At 69.6% G+C, this 19,682-nt stretch carries 17 protein-coding genes; 7 read left to right on the forward strand and 10 right to left on the reverse strand.

Translation table 11 applies throughout. The annotated features are described in order from the left end of the window. The first annotated feature begins 25 nt into the window (after positions 1–25). The 4 genes from NH339_RS01560 (at position 26) to NH339_RS01575 (ending at position 7,180) form a co-directional block, all read left to right on the forward strand. The gene (locus NH339_RS01560; protein ID WP_253021796.1) at positions 26–1,753 is read left to right on the forward strand and encodes an ABC transporter ATP-binding protein/permease; all 1,728 of its coding nucleotides are present in this window, start codon (positions 26–28) and stop codon (positions 1,751–1,753) included. Further along, positions 1,750–3,546, forward strand: a complete 1,797-nt coding sequence (locus tag NH339_RS01565; protein WP_253021798.1) for an amino acid ABC transporter ATP-binding/permease protein — start codon at positions 1,750–1,752, stop codon at positions 3,544–3,546. The genes NH339_RS01560 and NH339_RS01565 overlap by 4 nt, the downstream gene beginning before the upstream one ends. 225 nt (positions 3,547–3,771) lie before the next feature. Continuing rightward, a complete protein-coding gene (locus NH339_RS01570) occupies positions 3,772–6,009 on the forward strand; it encodes a YcaO-like family protein (RefSeq protein ID WP_253021800.1) in 2,238 nt (745 codons plus the stop codon). After that, positions 6,002–7,180: a YcaO-like family protein gene (locus NH339_RS01575; protein ID WP_253021802.1), complete on the forward strand. Its 1,179-nt coding sequence runs from the start codon at positions 6,002–6,004 to the stop codon at positions 7,178–7,180. The genes NH339_RS01570 and NH339_RS01575 overlap by 8 nt, the downstream gene beginning before the upstream one ends. Positions 7,181–7,187: 7 nt before the next feature. Here NH339_RS01575 and NH339_RS01580 read toward each other — a convergent pair whose 3' ends face one another. The 8 genes from NH339_RS01580 to NH339_RS01615 all read right to left on the reverse strand — a co-directional run bounded on the left by NH339_RS01580 (position 7,188) and on the right by NH339_RS01615 (position 15,565). After that, positions 7,188–7,826, reverse strand: a complete 639-nt coding sequence (locus tag NH339_RS01580; protein WP_253021804.1) for a dihydrofolate reductase family protein — start codon at positions 7,824–7,826, stop codon at positions 7,188–7,190. A gap of 31 nt (positions 7,827–7,857) precedes the next feature. After that, a complete protein-coding gene (locus tag NH339_RS01585; RefSeq protein ID WP_253021806.1) occupies positions 7,858–8,124 on the reverse strand; it encodes an excalibur calcium-binding domain-containing protein in 267 nt (88 codons plus the stop codon). A 132-nt stretch (positions 8,125–8,256) separates the two neighbouring features. Further along, entirely contained in the window at positions 8,257–8,676 is a 420-nt protein-coding gene (locus NH339_RS01590; RefSeq protein WP_253021808.1) for a DUF4352 domain-containing protein, read from the reverse strand. A gap of 524 nt (positions 8,677–9,200) precedes the next feature. Continuing rightward, positions 9,201–10,394 carry a hypothetical protein gene (locus tag NH339_RS01595; RefSeq protein ID WP_253021810.1) on the reverse strand — a complete coding sequence of 398 codons (1,194 nt, stop codon included), beginning with the start codon at positions 10,392–10,394 and terminating at the stop codon, positions 9,201–9,203. 32 nt (positions 10,395–10,426) lie between these two features. Continuing rightward, positions 10,427–10,627, reverse strand: coding sequence for a hypothetical protein (locus tag NH339_RS01600; RefSeq protein WP_253021812.1), 201 nt, complete (start codon positions 10,625–10,627; stop codon positions 10,427–10,429). 206 nt (positions 10,628–10,833) lie between these two features. Next, the gene (locus NH339_RS01605; RefSeq protein ID WP_253021814.1) at positions 10,834–11,802 is read right to left on the reverse strand and encodes a PD-(D/E)XK motif protein; all 969 of its coding nucleotides are present in this window, start codon (positions 11,800–11,802) and stop codon (positions 10,834–10,836) included. After that, complete coding sequence (locus NH339_RS18725) at positions 11,799–14,030, reverse strand: Z1 domain-containing protein (protein ID WP_253021816.1); 2,232 nt, start codon at positions 14,028–14,030, stop codon at positions 11,799–11,801. The genes NH339_RS01605 and NH339_RS18725 overlap by 4 nt, the downstream gene beginning before the upstream one ends. Beyond that, on the reverse strand, positions 14,027–15,565 hold the full coding sequence (locus NH339_RS01615; protein WP_253021818.1) for an ATP-binding protein: 1,539 nt from the start codon (positions 15,563–15,565) through the stop codon (positions 14,027–14,029). Before NH339_RS01615 ends, NH339_RS18725 begins: the two co-directional genes overlap by 4 nt. Before the next feature lie 101 nt (positions 15,566–15,666). Here NH339_RS01615 and NH339_RS01620 point away from each other — a divergent pair, with 101 nt between their 5' ends. The 3 genes from NH339_RS01620 to NH339_RS01630 all read left to right on the forward strand — a co-directional run bounded on the left by NH339_RS01620 (position 15,667) and on the right by NH339_RS01630 (position 17,908). Beyond that, on the forward strand, positions 15,667–15,903 hold the full coding sequence (locus tag NH339_RS01620; protein WP_253021820.1) for a hypothetical protein: 237 nt from the start codon (positions 15,667–15,669) through the stop codon (positions 15,901–15,903). Between the two features lie 230 nt (positions 15,904–16,133). Further along, a complete protein-coding gene (locus NH339_RS01625) occupies positions 16,134–17,453 on the forward strand; it encodes a hypothetical protein (protein WP_253021822.1) in 1,320 nt (439 codons plus the stop codon). 50 nt (positions 17,454–17,503) lie between these two features. After that, positions 17,504–17,908 carry a very short patch repair endonuclease gene (locus NH339_RS01630; RefSeq protein WP_256474830.1) on the forward strand — a complete coding sequence of 135 codons (405 nt, stop codon included), beginning with the start codon at positions 17,504–17,506 and terminating at the stop codon, positions 17,906–17,908. Here the strand turns inward: NH339_RS01630 and NH339_RS01635 are convergent. Beyond that, on the reverse strand, positions 17,874–18,161 hold the full coding sequence (locus NH339_RS01635) for a hypothetical protein (RefSeq protein WP_253021824.1): 288 nt from the start codon (positions 18,159–18,161) through the stop codon (positions 17,874–17,876). The two genes, NH339_RS01630 and NH339_RS01635, sit on opposite strands and share 35 nt — an antisense overlap. A gap of 126 nt (positions 18,162–18,287) precedes the next feature. Continuing rightward, entirely contained in the window at positions 18,288–19,580 is a 1,293-nt protein-coding gene (locus NH339_RS01640; RefSeq protein WP_253021826.1) for a DNA cytosine methyltransferase, read from the reverse strand. Positions 19,581–19,682 lie beyond the last annotated feature (102 nt).

Genomic DNA, 19,682 nt, shown 5'->3' on the forward strand with positions numbered 1-19,682 from the left:
TCATTCCCATGTAGAAAGGTCCAGCGTGACCCACGTCCGCCTCTCCCGCCTTCTTGGCGCCCAGCGTCGGATGCTCGTCCCCCTGGCCGTCGTCGGCCTCGCGGTCTCCGCCACCTACGTGGCCCAGGCCCTCGTGACGGCCCACGTCTTCGGCACCGTCGTGGCCGACGGTCCGGGGCGCGACCTGCTGGCCGACCTCACTGCGCCGCTCCTGGCGCTCGCCGGTGTGCTGCTCGCCCGCCCGCTCGTGGTGCTGCTGCGCGAGCTGCTGGTCGTACGGGTGATGACCACCGTGAAGACCCGCCTCCGCGACCAGGTGGGCGTGCAGCTGATGCGTGAGAGCGTGCACGAGGCAGGGTCTGGACGGACCGGGCGCGACAACGCCACCGTGGTCGACGGCATCGAGAACCTCGACGCCTACCTCGCCCGGTACCTGCCGTCGCTCCTGCTGTCGGGCGTCGTGACGGCGGTCGTCGCGGTGATCCTCGTCCTGATCGACCCGGTCGTCGGTGCCGTGGTGGTGGTAGCGGCAGCAGCCGTCCCGCTGCTCCCCCGACTCTGGGACAAGGCCCTGGCCCGGCGTGGTTCCGACCACTGGGACGCCTACCAGGAGCTGCACGCCGAGTTCGTCGACTCGATGCAGGGCATGTCCACGCTCGTGCTCTTCGGCGCCGCGGAGCGACGCCAGCGCGAGCTGGCCGCCGCCTCGGACCGCCTGCTCGCCCGGACCCTTGCGCAGCTCAAGCTGTCCTTGATCGAGTCCGGGCTCAACGCCTTCGCCCTGAGCGCGGTGCCGCTGGTCGCCCTGATCATGCTGTTCGTCCGGCAGGACAGCCTCGGCGCCGCCGAGACGTTCGCCGTCGTGCTGCTGTCCGTCGAGCTCGTCAGGCCCCTGCGCGACCTCGCGTCGCAGTGGCACGCCGGGTACCTCGGCACGTTCTCGGGCGAGCAGATCAGTGCGGTCCTCGCCCGGCGACCGGACGACGCCGACACGACGCCGCCGGTCGTCGACCGTGCGGCCGTCGTTCGCCTCGACGACGTCACCTTCGCCTACCCGGGCGCCGACGCGGCCCGTCCGCCCGCGCTCGACGGCGTCGGCCTGCTCGCCGGCCCCGGCCTGACCGCGATGGTCGGCGCGAGCGGGTCCGGCAAGTCGACGGTCGCCTCCCTCGTGGCCGGGCTCGCGGAGCCGACGTCGGGGCGCGTGGCCGTCGGGGCCGCGACGTCGGCACGTGAGCGGCTCGCGCACGTGGCCCTCGTGCCCCAGGACCCGACCCTGTTCCCCGGCGACGTGCGCTCCAACATCACCCTGGGGCTCGACCCCGACGGCCCGGTGCCGTGCACGGTCGAGGCGGCCGCCCGGCTCGCCGGCATCGGCACCGACGACCCGACCCTGACGCTCGAGTCCCCCGTCGGCGAACGCGGCGGCCTGGTGTCCGGCGGACAGCGGCAGCGGATCGCGATCGCGCGCGGTCTCGTCCAGGGTCGGCCGGTGCTCGTGCTCGACGAGGCGACCTCGGCGCTCGACGTCGACAGCGAGACCGCCCTCGTGCGGCGCCTGATGTCGGCCCGCCCCGGGCTGCCGCTGCTCGTCGTCGCCCACCGGCTCGACGCCGTCCGCGACGCGCGGACGATCGTCGTGATGGCCGACGGCCGGGTCGTCGACCACGGCGACCACGACACCCTGATGCGCCGGTGCGACCGCTACGTCGAGCTCGTGCGTGCGGGGGCGACGGCAGGGGCCGGCCGATGAGCGCCGGGAGGACCGACCTCGGCAGGAGCGCCGTCACGCAGACGCTCGCGCCGTTGCGCGCCATGGGCACCCACCTGTCCCGTCACCGCGCGCTGTTCCGGCGCGTCGTGGTGGTGGCCTACCTGCAGATGCTCGCGGGGGCGGGCGCGATCGTGCTGAGCGTCGCCACCGCGTCGGCCCTGCTCGACGACGGCGACGCCGGTGCGTGGCTCGCCGCGCTCACCGCAGCGGTGCTCGCGGTCGGCGCGCTCGCGTGGAGCGACTCGTGGCTCTCGCACGTGCTCGCGTACCGGGTGATCGACACCATCCGCCTCGCCGTGCACGAGGCGCTTGCCCGGCTCGCGCCGTCGGGGCTCGGGCGACGCCGTTCGGGAGAGACCGCCGCCGCCGCCATGTCCGATGCTGAGCAGCTGGAGTGGTTCTTCGCGCACACCGTCGCGCAGGTGCTCGCGGGATTCGCTGCCGCGGCGACGATCGCCGCAGGTGCGGTCGCCTGGCTGGGCCTGCCCGGCCTGCTCGTCGTGGCTGGCCAGCTCGGCGTGCTGCTGGTGCCGCTCGCGGGCCTGGGCACGGCCCGCCGGCAGGGCGCCGACCTCCGCGAGCGGGTGTCCGACCTCTCGGGCACGAGCGTCGAGGTGCGCCAGTCTGCGCGCGACCTGGTGCTGCTCGGCCGGGTCGACGACGCGCGCGCGTCGCTGGCGTCCGCCACGTCGGCGGTTCAGGACGTGCGTCGACGCGTCGCGGTGCGCACCGGCATCGAGCAGGCCGCCCTCGACCTCGTCGTTGCCGCCACGTCGTTCACGATGCTGCTGGCCGTCGGCGCCCGGGTCGCCTCCGGCGACATCGGAGCCGCGACGCTGCCCGTCGCCGTGGTGCTCGCCGGCGTCGCGCTCGTGCCCGTGCTCACCGTGGTCGCCTCGCTGCAGCGGGTCGCGGAGATGTCTGCCGCGGCCGCGCGCATCGACGAGGTGATCGCCGCGGGGCACGCCGCCCACCGACCCCCCACCCACGACGGCACCCCGTCGGAACCCGACGGCAGCGGGTCGGTCGACGTCCGGGGACTCTCCGTCACCTACCCCGGCGCCGACCGACCCGTCCTCCACGGCCTCGACCTGCACCTCGACGGTGGGGAGCACGTGGCCGTCGTCGGTGCGAGCGGCGCGGGCAAGACGACGCTGGTGCACGCGCTCGTGCGTCTGGTGGAGCCGACGGCGGGCACGATCGGCGTCAGCGGCGCCGACGTCGCCGCGGAGCCCGTCGAGCGCACCCGCACGCGGGTGAGCCTGGTCGACCAGCATCCGCACGTGTTCAGGGCGACCGTGCGCGACAACCTCCTCGTCGCCCGACCCGACGCCGACGACGACGCCCTGTGGCGCGCGCTCGAGGACGTCGGTCTCGCGGCCCACGTGCGCAGCCTGCCCGACGGCATCGACACGCTGCTCGCCGAGCACGGACGTACCTGGTCGGGCGGCCAGCGCCAGCGCCTCGGGCTGGCGCGCGGCGTGCTGCGCGACCCGGAGGTGCTCGTGCTCGACGAGCCGACCGCCAACCTCGACCAGGAGGCCGAAGAGGCGTTCATGCGGCGCGCACTCGCGCTGCGTCGTGGTCGCACGACGATCGTGGTGAGCCACCGTGCGTCGACGATCGCGCACCTGCCTCGTGTGCTGCTGGTGGAGGACGGGCGCCTCGCGGCCGACGCCGACCACGCCCGCCTCTCCGCCACCCACCCCCGGTACCGCTCGGTGGTCCAGACCGAGCCGCAGACCTCAGCAACGACCGAGGAGAGGAGGTGAACAGCATGAAGAAGCCCGTCATCGACATCGTCGAGGTCGAGGTCGAGCGCGCGGACGAGGCCGTCCTGGCGCCGAACTCGAACCACCACGGCCACGTGGCCACCGCGTTCTCCTGGAGCTGATCCGGACGACGTGGGCGGGCCCCGGTCAGTCACAGTGGCCGGGGCCCGCCACCCCAGTCTGCCGCGCCGTGTCCCGTCGGCGCGCCGAAACGAGGAGCGACCCATGACCGCCGGCCTGGCCGACGCCCCGCACCGACCGTCCGACTCAGCCTTGGAGGCCCGCACCGAGGTGCGCGTGCTCGACCCGAACACCACCGTCGTCACGACGCCCGACGGCGTGCACCGCACGGTCGGGCTCGGCGCGTCGGACGTGCTGCGGCTGCTCGACCACTGGACCCGGCCCGGAGCCGGAACCGTCGACGAGGCGCTCGTCGAGGCCGCCGACCCGCTGCGTCGGATCCTGCTCGACCGCGGCGGTCTGGTGCCGGTCGCTCCGACGTCGGCACCGCCGGCTGTCGCCCCGCCGGTCGACGAGGGTGCGCGAGGACAGCTGCTCCTGACCGGCGACGACGCCCTCGTGCGTGCGCTCGTACGGCGTGCCGGCGCGGCCGACGTCGGCGTCTCGACGGCACCATGGGACCCGCGCGCCGTCGTGAACCGTGCCTACCGCACCGGGGAGCTGCTGGTCGTGTGCGTGCACGGAGCACGCGACAGCGACCTGGTCGACCTCGACCGCACCTGCCACGACATGCGGGTGCCGTGGGTGGCGCTGGAGCTGACCCGTGGCGAGGCGTGGGTCGGGCCGTTCGTCACGCCCGGGGTCGGGGCGTCGTTCGAGGACGCGGTGCAGCGTCGGGCGGCGGCCGCGTTCGACCGTCGGGTCCACCGGGTGGTGCGCACCCCGTCGCTGACCGGCGACGCCGGTCCGGCTCCGCACGAGGCCGACGCGGTGCTGTCCGCGGCCCTCGCCGTACTCGGCGGCGACCGCGCGGGCGACGTGCTGCACCGGTTGCGGCTCGACAACCCTGTCGAGGGCGACGTCGTGGTGGTGTCGACGCACCCGGTGCTGCCGATGCCGGGCTCGCCCACCACGCACCGCGCGCACGACGTCGACGACCTGGTCGACCCGGTGTCGGGGCTGGTGCTGCGCACGCGCGACATCACGCACGATGCGAGCGTCCCCGTGTCGCTCGTGACCAAGCAGTGCGACGTCGCCGACGTCCGCGCGGTGTCGCCGTGGGCGAACAACGTGCTCTGCCAGGGCAGCAGCTTCGGCGACCCTGACGGTGCGGCCAAGGCTGCGCTCGGCGAGTCCGTGGAGCGGTACTGCGGCAACATCCTCGACACGCTGCCCGTCACCTACGGCAGCCACGACGAGCTGCGTCGTCGGGGCGTGCCGGTGCTCGACCCGCGTGAGCTCGTCCTGTACTCCGACGCGCAGTACGCGGCGCCGGGGTTCCCGTTCGTGCCGTTGACCCGCGAGACGCGCGTGCACTGGGTGCCCGGTCGTTCGCTCACGCGCGACGCGGAGGTGCTCGTGCCGGCGTCGCTCGTGTACGTGAACTGGTACGCGGCGGGGTACTCGAGCGCACCGATCACCAACTTCTGCGCGTTCGCGGGCATCGCCGCCGGGCCCGACCTCGACTTCGCGGTGATGAGCGGCCTCGAGGAGGTGGTCGAGCGGCACGCGACGATGGTGTGGTGGCTCAACGGCCACCCGCTCCCCCGGGTGCCGGTGCCGCCCGTGCTGCAGCGGCTGTGGGACGGCACCGACGTCACCCACCAGCGGTCGTCGCTGATCGCTCTCGACGACGAGTTCGCGATCCCGGTGGCCGCCGCGGTGGTGCACGACGACACCGACCGGATCGTCAACGTCGGCTTCTCCGCCCGCCCGACCTTCGAGGCGGCGGCGGCGAAGGCGTGGACGGAGGCACTGACCCTGCAGGAGGGGTCGCGCGACCTGCTGCGGATGGACGGTCTGCACTGGGCGGTGATGGCGAGCGGGGAGCTGAACGGGCGCGCGTTCAAGCCGTGGCGCGAGGACCGTCGCTACCTCGACGACTTCCGCGCCGACATGCGCGACTGCGACGACCTGATGGTGCAGCAGCAGGTGTACCTCGACCCGCGCGCCGCGGAGCGGATGGCGCACCTGCTGGAGCCGGCGGGTGAGCGTCCGCTCGCGTCGCTGCCGACGGTGCCCGAGCGGTCGGCGTCGGCGTACCGGGCGGCGGTGGAGGCGGCCGGTCGCGAGGTGATCGCCGTCGACCTGACCACGCCCGACGTGGCGAGCACCGGCATGGCCGTGGTGCGGGTGCTCGTGCCGGGCACGGTCGGCAACGCCCCTGCCGCGTTCCCGTTCCTCGGTGGCCGACGTGTGCAGGACCTCGCGGTGGAGCTGGGCTGGCGCGAGACGGCGCTGGAGGAGGACGAGCTCAACTACTTCCCGATGCCGCATGCCTGAGGCAACCGCCGGCGTCGGGCTGTTCGACGCACCGCTGCGCGTGGTGCGTCGGCCGGTGCTCGATGGGTTCCCGTCGGGGTTCGTGCACCAGCAGGTGACGATGCCTGCGCGTCCGGGCGTGGACGGGGTCGCGGCGGCGGTGCAGCTGGTGCGGCCCGGGGCGTCGGCGGACGGCGACATCGCGGTGGCGTCGGCGGTGCGGCACTGGTGCGGGGAGGACCTCGGCCAGCTGGAGGTGCGTTCGGCGTCGGCGGCCGAGCTGCTGGCGGAGGGCGAGCCGGTGCTGCGGCTCACGGACCTGGCGCTGCACGACCCCGCCGTGCTCGACGAGCCCGGGTGCCCGCTGGTGCGCGTCGACGACGCGACCAGGCTGTTGTGGACGCGCGGTGTGCGCCACCGACGTGGGGCGGACCCGGTCGAGGGGTGGGTGCCGTACGGGCAGGCGGTGGTCCGCTGGCTGGAGCGAGACCCGAGCCAACCTCTCGCGCACACGATGAACATGGCTGGTCTGGGCGCCGCGACGTCGGTCAGGTCTGCGGTGGACGAGGCGTGCGACAAGATGGTGGCGCAGGACGCGGTGACGCGCTGGTGGTTCGGCGGCTCCAGTCCGCTGCCCGCGCTCGAGGTGCCGACGTGGTGGGACGGCCCGCTCGAGCTGCGCCTGCGTCGGCTCCCGTCCGGATTCGACGTCGACGTGGTGCTGGCGGTCGTGCGCGACCACCAGCACGACCTGGCCGGCCTCTCCCCCGCTGCCGGGCCGGACGCAGCACGTCGGGCTGCGGCGCGAGCGCTGTGGCAGCTGAGCGTGGCCCGCGACCTGGCCTCGCCGACGTCGGGCCTCCTGGCGTCGGGGATGCCCGGCCTCCTCCCCCACGCACCCGATCGTCGTTACCTGGCTCGCGGCGTGCGCGGAGCAGTCGACCCGATGTCGGCGGTGCAGCTGGGCCTCGACCCTGCTGTCGTCGCCGAGGTCGACCGGCGCACGTCGCCCAGCCGTCACGCCGCGACGCTGACGGGTGACGCGCCGCCCGAGGTGTGGGTCGTCGATCTCACGACCCCCGACGTCGCCGCGGCCGGCTGGCACTGCGTCCGGGCGCTCGCACCTGGACTGGCCCGCATCCCGGTGCCGGCGTTCGCCCAGCGCCAGGGTCTGCCCTACCCGGGCTGGTGAGCGTCGGTCAGCGCCGCTGCAGGGTGAGGTGCACGACGCCCGTCGGCGACGTGACGGTCTCGACGTCGTAGTCGTCCTCGATGCCGTCGAGTCCGTTCCAGAGCCGCGCGCCGCGTCCGAGCACGATGGGCACCTGCACGAGGTGCGCGGTGTCGACGAGCCGTGCGGCGAGGAACTGCCGGGCCACGTCGGCGCCTCCGCCGACGCGCACGTCGAGCCCGCCCGCCAGCTCGCGGGCGGCCTCGAGCGCGACGGCGGGTGTGGCGTCGAGGAAGTGGAAGGTCGTGTCGCCCACGACCAGCGGCTCGCGGGGCCGGTGGGTGAGCACGACGACCGGCGTGTGGAACGGCGGCTCCTCGCCCCACCAGCCGCGCCAGTCGGCGTCGTCCTGCCACCCGGGCGGCCCGAACTTCCCGGCACCCATGATCTCGACGCCGATCCCGTCGGCGAAGCGCTGGGCGTACGCCTGGTCTATGCCATGACTGCCGCCCCCGCGGCCCACCATCGCGGCCCCGAAGGCGGTGTCGAACATCCAGCGGTGCAACCGTTGCCCGGCGTGACCCATCGGCGTCTCGAGCGCCTGCGGCTCCCCCGCCGCGAATCCGTCGAGCGAGATCGAGATGTTGTGCATGCGGACGCGACTCATGCGTCCGTTCTACTCCGTCCCTCCGACGGCGTCACCGCTTCTCGCAGGCGATGCCGTCCTTGTCGCGGTCGGACTTCGTGTTGGCGTTGTAGACCGCCTTGTTCTTCGTGAAGTTCGTGACGGGCGTCCCGCTCGTCTTGTCCTTCGCACCGGGCAGCCCCACCCCGTGCTTGTAGTCCTTGTGCAGGGCCGTGCAGTTCTTGTACGTCTTCGCTGCCTCGGCCGGCACTGCGGTCACCCCGACCGTCCCGAACGCCACCGCCATGGTCAGCACCACGGCACTCCCCCGTCGCCTCATCGCGACTCCTCTCGTAGACCGCCCACGGTAGGACGTCACGGGACGCCGCGACGATAAATCCTGGAAAGACAACCCAGAAGGACCAGTCGCCCGACGGAGGCGACCCACCGCCCGCCGACCGGTCGTCCGGGATCAGAGTCCGAGGTCGACGTACGCCTCGCCGCGGCCGAAGAGGTCGCTCAGCTCCAGCTGTCGGCCCTTGACCGCGTTCTTCGGGACGTCGAAGACGAGCACGCCGGTCTTGGGGACGTCGGGCTGCATGTCCTCGAAGATCAGTGCCTGGCCGTTCCCGGCGGCCGCGATCGTGCCGTCGGTGTCCGTCAAGTACTTCTTGCCGTTCGGGGCGACGAACTTCGCCGCGCTCTCGGAGAACGTCTTCGTCTCGTCCTTGGTGTTCTCGATGGTCAGCCGCACGACGACGTAGATGCTGTTCGCCTCCTGGGCGAGGAACTCGCCGCCGACGCTCGACTGTGCATTCACGCTCTCGACCGTGTAGGTGGTGCCCTCGAGGCTGACCGCCTCGCCGACCTTTACCGGCTTCGCCTGGCTCACTTCGTCACCGCCCGCGGACACGCCGCCACGGGTGGCCCCGCCGTCGCCCCCCGCCGCTGCCGAGCGCGGAGGCCACGATGATCACCCCGACGACGATCGCGGCGACCCACCGCTTCTTCTTGTACCAAGGGCGGGTGGCCTTCGCGTACGCCTAGGCGGCCTTGGCATCGGCCTTCGGGTTCGAACCGCGCTGGGTGTCGGACATGGTGGAATCCCCCGTCGTCGAGGTGCGAAGCCGTCACGCTAGGGGCTTCACCTCTGGGATCCCAGCGATTTCCCCGGCTCGAACGGACTACTCCGTCCGGCTCGACGGGACAGTCCGGCGCCGGTCCGGCGCCTCGCAGCCGCCGCCGGATATCTCTGCGTTGACCTCGCCTGGGCTACGTGAACGCAGAGGTATTCGTGCCGTCGACAACACCTCGGCAGCCAGGTTCGTGCCGAGCGTGGCCGCTGCCGAGCAGTCGGTGCCGTCTTCCTGCGGTCGCGGGCTCTTGTGGTCCATCGCGACCGACCACCGATGTACGTCAGTCGGAGGTCTCGCGCCCGGGCCGTCGATGCGGCCGTGGGATCGCACGAGCCCTGGAGGAGGCGCCGTGGCCCAGCGCCTTCGCGCGTTCACCCGTGGCTTCGACAGCACGCCCCCGAACCTGGTTGAACGCCTGTCCCCACCGACGAACCGCCAGCGCCTCGACCTCCTGACCGAGCGAGAGCGCTGCGTGGAACTCCCCAAGTGACGCGATGGCCGCGTTCCGCGCTGCGACGACCTCGGGCGACTTGCTCGGGTGACGGAGCACGCGATGGTTCGCGCGCTCGGCCGCCGCATCCAGCTGCAATACCAGCGCGCTCGTGACCCGACCGATCGCATCGCGCCGTTCCTGTCTCGACTCCTGCAGGGCCATGCGGTGCTGCTCGTGGTCCTCCGGCGAGTCCTCGAGAACTCTGGCGAGCTCGAGCACACCGACCTCCTCCTGCAGCTGAACAGTGCGCGCGAGGACGGACAACCACTCCTGGAGCTCTGCCGCCGTGGCCGTCGCAGCGTAGGCGAGCGGCCCGACACGTGCGGCGTCCTGCAGCTTTGCCGAGAGTCCGCGAACCTGCCGCAGCACGTACGCCTGGGTGCGCCCAATCGCCATGGGCGCGTCGTCGATCTTCGACCACGTCACGTCGGAGACACGACCGATCCGAGCACTCAGCGCGTAGGCCTCCTCGACGGCCAGCTCGACACCAACCAGGTCGGCCACGACGGCGTCGCGGTGAGCACACAGGACGTCGTCGACCTTGTCCTCGATGCGTTCGAGGTAGCCGGCGATCTCGTCCATGCTCTGCTTCATCGCCAGCTGCGCCATCACGCCGGCGAGCCCGGCCAGGGCGGCCGGATTGCGCAGCGATGCGGCGGGAGTCCTGGCGAACTGCACGAAGCCCTTGATCCGCCCTGACTCGCCCTTGACGACCCCGGTCGAGAGCCCTGTGGCCTTGCTGTCGCGCAGGCCGTACTTCTTGACGAGCTCGACCGACTCCTCCGTGAGCTTGACCCAGCGGCCGAAGTTCTCCGCGATGGTGGACGCCGCCTGAGCACCGGAAGCGCCGACGGCGAGCACGCCGCCGGGTCCGGGCAACGACGTCGCCGACCTCTCGAGACCTTCGGCGAGCAGAAACCTTTCCACAGCGGTTGCGGACCCGAGCACGGACAACCCCTCACCGTCGGAGACGAGCTCCACCTCGTCGTCGGCCGGACGCGCGACGTCGTCGCTCATGCTGTCCCCCGGATCTTCTTGAGCACCGCCGGTCCGCCGACGGCTTCGATGTGGTCGGGATCGCCGCAGACGACGTGCAGGTCGAGGCCGACGTAGAGGCGCTCCATGGCGCGCTCGCGGTCCGGCTCCTCGTTCAGGGCGAGGACGACGGCGGGGCGCTCGAGGCCCTTGAAGCCCATGACGTGGCCGCAGAACACCTGGTCCTCGTCCCAAGGAGTCCCAGTAGGTCTGCCAGCCGTCCTCCTGGCGAGCCTTCTGCTCGGGATGGCGAGGGCCCGTGGCGGCGAGGGCGAGGTCCGACGGCTGCCAGCCCTGCGCGAAGCGGGACGGCGAGACCTCGGTCCAGCGACCTGAGTCAGCGTGCACCGCTCCCCGTCCTCCAGCCGTCGTGACGGCCCCTCCGTCATGCACCGTGCGACCGCACCAATGCGGCGAGGCCGTGAGGGGCGCTCTCGGGCTGCACGTCGCTGCAGTCGGCCGTGAAGCTCACACCCGAGATCGCGTCAGGCACCTCTCCGACGCGCGGCACGGCAGGCGCGGGGAGGAACCTGAGCGACTGGATGGCTTGATCCTCGTCGAACCGGTGGTCGACGTGGCGAGCCCACTCGGCACCCAGGGTCTGTGCGACCACCTCGTGCACCCTCATCTGGCGGACCGGGTCGGTGTCGAGCAGGTTCTTCGTCCGGCTGATCAGGTCCTCGACCGAGGTGCCTGCGGCCGTCTCGGTCGTCGTGATCGACACAATCGTCACCGTCGCCCCGGGGACTGGCAACAGCTGTTCGAGGGAGAAGATGTGCCGACGTCCCGTCCCGGTCGTGGTCTTGACCTCGAGCCGGCTGCCACTGGCCGCGAAGTCGAAGTTGTCGTACACGCTCGCGTGCCAGGCATCGACGAGCTCTGCCGGCGCCTCGCTCTCGCAGATGGTCAAGAGCTCGCCCCACAGTCCGAGCACGCTGCCACGAGGGTTCGGGCTGGCGTCGAACAGCCTGACCATCCGACGCATGGCGATGCTGACCTCGCCGGGGCCCGGCGACGAGCCGATAACTCGGACGAGGTTCGCCACGACCTGCAGGAAGGGCTCGAGATACTCCGCCTCTCCCAGGCGGAGCCGCACCAGTCCATACTCACCCTTCTCCGTGGAGCCATCCGGGTGACGGACCGAAAGCATGATGCTCGGATCGAGCGAGAGGCGCCAGAGCTGGGTCGGCGGTTCAGGACTCGTGTCCGCCGGAGTCAGAAGGACGACTGAATCATCCGCATCGCGGCCAATCTTGAAGCCGGGTGCACTCGCAACGTCGAGGACGTCAAAGCCTGGTTCCGCACCCGGCTTGATGCTGTTGAGCGCCTCGACGAGCTCTTCACCGGTCGTCACAGCTCGTCATCCAGCTGCACCAGGGCGCCGCCGGCCAGCTCCTTCGGGAGCCGGAAGGTGAGGCCGATCCCCTTCCAACTGGTGCCGCACGGGTCACCGTCCCTGCCTCTCACGTCGTGGACCTGGAGGCTGAAGCGGTCTTGGGTGAAGAACACCTTGTCACCCTCGTAGGGCCCCTTGGGCGCGCGACCCTGCTGCAGGTTCGACACCGACCTGCAGTCGCTGGTGAGCGATCGCGCACGTGATTTCAGGTCATCCATCAGGTACACGTCGGCCATGAGGTCTGGATCATCGTCAGCACGCGCCTTGAGCACGAGGCACAGCTGCTGCAGCAGCACCCGGTCACCAAGGTCGCCCTTCCAGTCGACCAGCAGCTCCTCCAGGAGCTCAGACAGCGAGACAGAGAACACGGTGTGCTTGGTCGGCCTCGGATCGCGCTCATCGACCACCTTGACTGCAGCACGGTGCAGCAAGAATCCGTCCAGACGCTCCCGGTTCGCCGCGGCGCCGGCTCCCAGCTTGCCGATCCTGTCGACGGCAGTCCATGCGTCCGGCTTGAACCGACCGTGCAGGAACGGGATGTCGATGACGGCCCGTCGCGTGGCCTTGAAGAGGGGGTCGAGCAACATCTTGCGGGTCCAGTCCTTCAGCGGCGTACCCTCCTGCTCGGCCTTGCCCAGCTCCGCGCGAAGATGCTCCTCGTGCTCGACGTAGTGCTCGTAGGAGTCCGCGAGGCTGGCCGGCAGCCACGCCCGACACAGGTCACCGTAAGCCGCCTTGTAGCCGAAGAATCGAGCGCGCTGCTGGATCGTGTCAGCGTTGCCAATCCCGATGCCTCGAGGCATGTAGGTGACTGCAAGTCCTTCGATCGTGAATCCTCGGTCGAGCTTGTTGCCACCGATGACGATCCAGGTCGGCGCAGTCGCCCAGTTGAGATCTCCTGCGTTGGCTGCGTTCGAGTTGATGACTCGAACTTCTGTAGCCCCCATCCACCAGTGGATCGACGCCATCAGCTCATCGAGCGGCGGCACGTCGCGCTCAGTCGAAGAGACCAGGTCGTCGTACGCCGGCTTGAAGTAGGTGGCGACCAGCTCGTCTCGGTCGATGCTGGGCGTGGCCAGCAGGTCGGCCCACTGTGACCGCAGTGCAGTGACGAACTGGCCGTAGAGGCTGTGCAGCTCCGTCCCATGGGAGGGGTGGACGAGCATCGAGATCATTCGCTCCGGCGGGAGCATGGTCTTGGCCAGGTAGAACGTCGCGAAGGCGGACTTGAGCGACTCGGGAGGCTCGAGCGCACCCGCATCGAGCGCGCCTGACACCTCGGCGTCACTCATGACGTGCACGAAGGACGCTCGTCGCTCGTCGAAGAAGTACTTGCCGCCCGTGTATCCGGGGCCCGGCGTCAAGACGTTGACGTGGTCGGGCGAGAGCGCGTCTGCGAGGTTGATCAGAAGCGGAGCCTGTGGCGTGGCGGTGTACATCACGTAAGAGCTCTTCGGCGCAGCGTCGCGCAGGCTCAGGATGGACGAGTAGGTCGGCGTCTCGCCCTTCACCCCATCCACCACCCTCGCGGCGTTCATGCCTGCTTGATCCGCCTCGTCGTCGATGACTAGGACGGGAAGAGTCTCGATGGGCACCCCGTGCGACCCCAGCATCGCCAGAAGATCGCGCACCTTGTCGATCCTGTTGGTGTTCTTCATGACGGTGATGACCGTCGTCTGCCTGAACATCTCCGGCGCAGCTGGGTTCAGCATCGTCTTGATCTTGGTTGCCAACGTGTTCGCCTGGGCAGACGTCGCCTCAGGATTGCTGAGCAGGTACCAGGGGCTCATCCCCTCCCGCTCCACACGCAAGTCATCGATCAGGCGCGCCGCGGTCTGGTCATGGAGACTGATCTTGGTGCCGGCGAGGAGGACCACCAGGGCAAAACCGTTGTCCCTCGCCATCGCCGTCAACGCCGTGAAGGAAAGCGTCTTGCCGCTCTGGACGTAGCCCACCACCAGGCCCGTCCGCGGCTGGGGCGTAGGAGCCGAGGGGTCGACGCAGCGTGCAAGGATCTTTCGTGTCTGGGTGAGCACCTGCGCCCGAGTCATGTCGTCAGCGAGCGCCTTGTCGACGAGGGCGTTCGTCTCAGGGCCGACGACGGGTTCCCACGTCGAAAGAGGATCGGTCGGGCCTGCGGGGACGATGTCGACGTGCTGAGGGTCTTGGGTCATGGTGGACCTCACGCCTTCGAGGAGAGATAGGTGCGCAGTAGCGCGTTGGCATTTCTGATCACGAGGCCGGGGAGGCTGGCGCCCCCTGCGCGCGCGATCGCCTGTCCGAGGCCGAGCGCGATGGCCACGCGCCACACGGGCTCCAGCTGGTCGCCAGGCAGCTCGCAGTAAGCGCGCATGAACGGGTGGGCCTGGTTGACCTTGATGACGACCTCGGGCTCGACGCCGCCGTACTCCCTCACGGTGATCCAGTCCTGGTTCGCCTCGTCAGCCACGAGCTGGAACGACACCTTCCAGGTCTTGCCATCGACGTCCATGACGAGCTCCCGGTCCGCCTGCAACATCTCGGACGCGGACGGCTCAACCGGAGCCGCCTCGTTGTCTGGTCCGGGAGGGACCACCACGACCTTCGCTGTCCCGGAGCCAGGATCGATCTCGCCGAAGGAGCGGATGATGTTGTCGAGCAGGTCACGCGCGACGGCCGGCGGCGCGGGCGGCACGGTTCGCGAACGGTAGTTCTCGGCCTGCTTTAGCAAGGGCATTGGCTCGCGGTCGAGCTCGGCCTTGAGTGCGCGGAGGAACTCGTCCTCCTCGTCGTACCAGACCAAGGCGTCCTTGGTGTACGTGACGTTGAAGTCGTCCATGTGCATCTCACCGAAGACGCGCTGCGAGCGGAAGCTGTTGGACCGGCCAAAGATCTCCTCGGGACGGAAGGTCTCCTCGCCGGCACCGGACACGACCTTGTTGCGGTAAAAGAGGGCGATGCCGGCGGTGGCCGTCGCTCCGCGCTCGCGGATCCCGACAAAGCCCTTGACCCTGCGGCCCGACTCAAGCCGCAGGTCGACATCCTTGCGCCACACCACCGGTTCGGAGTCGGGGTGCTTGTAGTGCGGAGCCTCGAGGACTGGCGGCTCCTCGAACACGAGAGGATCGCCGTTAAAGGTGATGAGCACGTCGTCGTTGCGGATGAACTGCCGGTAGATGCCCCCGAGATACTCGCGGATCTTTGCGAGCGTCTTGGTCTGCGGCACGCGGTAGAGGCCCTCCATGCGGACCTCCGTGAAGTGGGCCTGCGCGGCTTCTGCCGACTCGACCACCACGAGCGTCTCGTCCCGCGACTCTACAATGGCCGGCACGTCGAAGGAGACCTCTCGCGTCGTGTGCTCTCCCAGGTTGGACGAGCGGACGGACCATCGGCGCGCGAACCAGCAGCATGCAGCCTTCATGCCGACGCCGAACTGGGAGAGGCCGCTCTGGTCAGCCGGCGGGTCCGCGACGCGGAAGGCGCGCGGCCAGTCGACCGAGGAGATGCCGGCTGCGTTGTCGCGCACGGCGATGGACCCACCGTCGGCCTTGTCCACCTGGATCTCGATCCGGAGCTGGTAGGAGACTCCGTCGACATCGCGCAGCGCGTCGCGGTTCGCCACATAGCTCTGGATCGCGTTGTCGACGAGCTCGCCCAGTGCGTACCACGGCTGGTACTTCATGTGGGGGAAGAGGTTCAGCATGCCGACGCCCGGTCGGATGCTGATGCTGCCGCAGTCCATGGTCTCCTTCGGTACGTGGCTATGCCGGGAGCATAGGAGGACGCCGTGACGTTTCTCGACATTCAACCAAAACAAGCGGCCCGCGTGGCTACGATCAACCGATGGCTCTCCTTCGGAACCTGCACGCGACCTCTGCCGAACGGAACTCCCTGCACGTCGAGACTGACGGTGGCTGGCGCACGTTCGTCGTGGACGGGCGTCGCCTGCTGCAGATCGATACGTACGGGAGCGATGAACGTATTCGAGCGGGACATGTCAGCCAGTCCATCCAGCTTGATGAGGCGCGAGCGAAGCAAGTGCTCGACATCATTCGTCAGAGCTTCCCGAGCATCGAGTAGCCCCGCCGCGCTCCACCCCCTGGACCGCCGGAGTCGCCGCCGTCGCACAACGACAACGACCTCTCCTGCCCCTCGCCTCGCGGCTAAGACTCCGTGTCGCTCGCGCACCACGGTCCTTGCGTGGTGCCGCCACGCCGCGCCAATGGCGTGGGTCCCGGTCGGGCCTGTTTCATCAACAGCCGCCGTCTCTTCAACGCCTTTCCGGAGGACCGATGCTTAGGATCGCCAGCGTGAACGACTTCGTCCCGGCGGACAGCAAGCTTGAGGCCGTCACCCGAATCAGCGCTCTCGTCGGCGCACCTCCTGAGACCCTGGGCCCCGGGAGCAAGGAGCGCAAGAGCCTGCTCGAGGGCCTCGTCGCCGGGCTGAGTCTTTCGATGGACCCCCGTCTCGACAAGCACCAGCTTGCCGAGGAGGTCGCATGCGCTCTGGGCATGGCGTGGACTCCAGACTGCACGTCTTCGGGCCAGACAATCACCCTCGTCGGCTTGAACAGGCTGCTGAGCGGGGTTCATCGCGAAGTCGGTCGACGTGCGCGTCGGGCGGATGCTTCCACAGCTCCCCTTCCTGCACGGAGCAAGATGGAGGCGGTGGCCCGGATCAGCTCTCTCACCGACGGCCCTCCACAGACCCTGGGCCCCGGGAGCAAGGAGCGGAAGTCCGTCCTCGTCGACCTGGCAGATGGCCTCGGCTCTACCGTCGACCGATCACTCCCCAAGCCTGCCTTGGCCGAGGCCATCGTCCGCGAGCTGGGAGGGTCGTGGGACGACTCCTGCTGGTCATCGGGACAGACCATCACGCTCGAGGGACTGAACAGGGTGCTTGACGCCGCGGAGAGGGCGCTTCGTAGCGACCCTGAACGGGCTCGCGGCGCCTTCAGCACCGCCGAGAAGGAGGCACGCGCCCTCCTGGCCGTCATCGCTGATGCCCTTCCAAACCACATGGACGGGCGGGCATCTGTGCAGGAGATGTGGGAAGCGGAGTCTGCTCATTGGGCGCAGGACGAATGGAGAGGCTTCTACTTCGAGCACCTCGTCCTGCCGATGCTGGTCAACACCTTCGGCGGTGGGCCGAAGGTGTTCGGCAGGACTGTGTTCGACTACAGCCTCACCGAGGTGTGGGACCTCAAGTGCCACGGTGACGACTCCCCCGAAGCCATCCTCAATGCGACGGAGGCCATCGAAGCCTGCGTCGAAGACGGCGGCTTCGGCGTGCTGGTGCTCGAGGGCACTACTGAGTTCGACCAGGGCGACTTTCGTCAGTGGCAGCGGGACTTCAGGCGGGACAAGGGCCGGACGCCGGCAACACGAGCACACCCTCCCGCCTACGAGCGGAAGTCCAAGACAGGTTTCACGCCAAAGCGTCTCGACGCCTTCTACTTCGCCGACCGAAGCGTCCTCAAGGAAGCCGTCGAGCAGCGAGTGCTCGTCGTGATGGCGCAGGGCCGCCAGACGGACGGCTCGCCGCGCGGCACGAAGTACAAGCTCAACACCTCCAGGGCGGCGGGGTCGAGGTTCCACATTGCAGAGCAGGTGCTTACGGAGCAGTGATGCACCAAGAGCCACCCCGAAAGAGCCCCGGCGGCTGGCTGTCCAAGAAGATGTCAACCTTGGCACGCGGCGACACTGCACCCGAGATGGCGCTCCGACGGGAGCTCCATCGACGGGGGCTCCGATACCGCGTCCAGCTGCACGTGCCGGGCAACCGTCGTCGACGCATCGACGTCGCCTTCACGAGGGTAAAGGTCGCAGTGTTCGTCGACGGGTGCTTCTGGCACGGGTGCCCCGACCATGGCCACCGCCCCGCAACGAACCGGGAGTGGTGGGACTGGAAGATCCAACGCAACCGGGAGCGCGACGCTGACACCAACACCCTACTTGAGAGCCAGGGGTGGGCCGTCGTCCGAGTCTGGGAGCACGAGGACGCTCGTGCTGCTGCCGACCGCATCGAGCTGCTCGTTCGTGGTGACCTCAGCCCAGGAGCAGGCGCAACGCGTCCCTCATGATCTTCAGGCCCTCGAGCGTGCCGGTGAAGCCACCGCCCGACACACTTCCGCGGGAGTCGACATCCGCAGGCCACGACAAACCGGCCTTCCGTGCCACCGACTCTCCGACTTCGGGCATTGACCCGGAGGGCAGGCCGAATTGGCGCGCCGCTGCGTCAAACACCTCGGAGGGGAGGCTGCTCCCGACGCCGACCGACATCTTCGGCAGATCCAGGGCCTCGCAGATCTCCCACAGCACGTCCTGCTTCGTCACGCCCCCGTGGAACCCGAACTGGCCCACCCGAGACGTCGCGACATGGTCCCCGTGCGGCTTGCAGATACCGCACCAGGTCTCTGGCATGCCGTGCAGGCACTCTTCATCTGCCGTCCCAGGCGTTCTTCAGACGTCGAATGATTCGCTGCTCGACCGGAGGGTTGACTCCCAGCGAGCGTTGCCGCTGCGGGCCATCTCGGCGCGCGCCACGTGGTAGACGACTCCGGCGTTCACTCCGTTGCCGAGTTGTTTGTAGGAGGCCGAGTCAGGCTGTCCAGGGAACTCGAACGAGTCCGGGAGGCCCTGAAGCCGAGCCGCTTCACGAGGTGTGATGCGACGCAAAGGCTTGCCCAGGATCGTCGTCTGGGTGATGGCGACGAGCGCCGGGACGTAGGTCGGTCTCTTCACGCGGATGCCGGACGGGCGGAAGTGCATGATGCAGTCCTCGAGCGACGCAGCATCTTGCGCCTGCCACTCGAACTTCCGCCGGGACGCGGGAAGGTCCTCGAGCTCGTCGAAGTCATCCAGCCACCGGTTGAGGAGCTCCTCGTGCTCGGTGTAGAACTGTGCATTCTTGCGGAGGAAGTTTGCCTTCCACGCAGGCGTGCCGTCGGGGACGACGAGGCTGTCGATGTGTCGGAAGTGATCAACCCAGATCGGGAAGCCGGGGAGCTTCTGCACGCCGGCGGCGCGGAGGCGGAGCACGAACTCTGACCACACGCGCACCCAGTGCTGCTCGGCCGGCGTCAGGTCGTAGTTCGCACGGTCGGCGATCTCGTCCTCGTCCTGCAGGTAGTCACTCAGGACCCAGTCCTGCGGGTTCCAGCCGTCGATCGGCCGGTTCCGCACGACGGGGTCGACCTCCTTGTGCGACTGCTCGGTCCCGACGTAGGTGCCGACGATGAACACGCGCTCACGCACCTGCGGCCGGCCCCCCATCGACGGCGGCAAAAGGTGCGGCGAGAACACCGCAGGCGTCGAGCTCACCTGGTAGCCGAGCTCGCGCAGCGACCGGATGATCACCTGCCACTCGTGGGCGTGTCGGGGGCCGGCGATATTGCGGACGTTCTCGAGCAGCACGAGCGACGGGCGGTGCTCCTCGAGGATGCGCAGGATGTTCCAGAAGAGCGTCCCCCGCGCCTCGTCCATCCCCCGCTGGAAGCCGGACTTGCTGAACGGCTGGCATGGGAAGCCTGCCGCGAGCACGTCGTGCGGCGGCACCTTCACAACCGGATCGGTCTCTGGGACAATGTCGCCTGCAACCTCCATCTCCCAGTTGTGCTGGTAGATCTTTGCCGCCGCCTCGTCGATCTCCGAGGCGTAGACGCACTCTCCTCCAAGCGCGCTGAGAGCGGCATGGAAGCCGCCGATGCCGGCGAAGAGGTCAATGAAGGTGAACGAATGCGCCGTCGAGCTCATGTTCGAAGCCTATTGGTCTGGTCAGACAGGGGCGGGATTGAACGCGTGTCAGCGGGGTCGCCCTCGAACCGCTCCGCTAGGGAGCACGCCCAGGCCCGTCCG

The sequence above is a fragment of the Aeromicrobium sp. CnD17-E genome (assembly GCF_024124745.1).
Taxonomy (GTDB): domain Bacteria; phylum Actinomycetota; class Actinomycetes; order Propionibacteriales; family Nocardioidaceae; genus Aeromicrobium.

Bases quoted from the DNA above. Each gene is read 5' to 3' on its own strand.
- NH339_RS01565 (WP_253021798.1), top strand. From the start codon at position 1,750: ATGAGCGCCGGGAGGACCGACCTCGGCAGGAGCGCCGTCACGCAGACG.
- NH339_RS01570 (WP_253021800.1), top strand. From the start codon at position 3,772: ATGACCGCCGGCCTGGCCGACGCCCCGCACCGACCGTCCGACTCAGCC.
- NH339_RS01575 (WP_253021802.1), top strand. From the start codon at position 6,002: ATGCCTGAGGCAACCGCCGGCGTCGGGCTGTTCGACGCACCGCTGCGC.
- NH339_RS01580 (WP_253021804.1), bottom strand. From the start codon at position 7,826: ATGAGTCGCGTCCGCATGCACAACATCTCGATCTCGCTCGACGGATTC.
- NH339_RS01585 (WP_253021806.1), bottom strand. From the start codon at position 8,124: ATGAGGCGACGGGGGAGTGCCGTGGTGCTGACCATGGCGGTGGCGTTC.
- NH339_RS01615 (WP_253021818.1), bottom strand. From the start codon at position 15,565: ATGGACTGCGGCAGCATCAGCATCCGACCGGGCGTCGGCATGCTGAAC.
- NH339_RS01620 (WP_253021820.1), top strand. From the start codon at position 15,667: ATGGCTCTCCTTCGGAACCTGCACGCGACCTCTGCCGAACGGAACTCC.
- NH339_RS01630 (WP_256474830.1), top strand. From the start codon at position 17,504: ATGTCAACCTTGGCACGCGGCGACACTGCACCCGAGATGGCGCTCCGA.
- NH339_RS01640 (WP_253021826.1), bottom strand. From the start codon at position 19,580: ATGAGCTCGACGGCGCATTCGTTCACCTTCATTGACCTCTTCGCCGGC.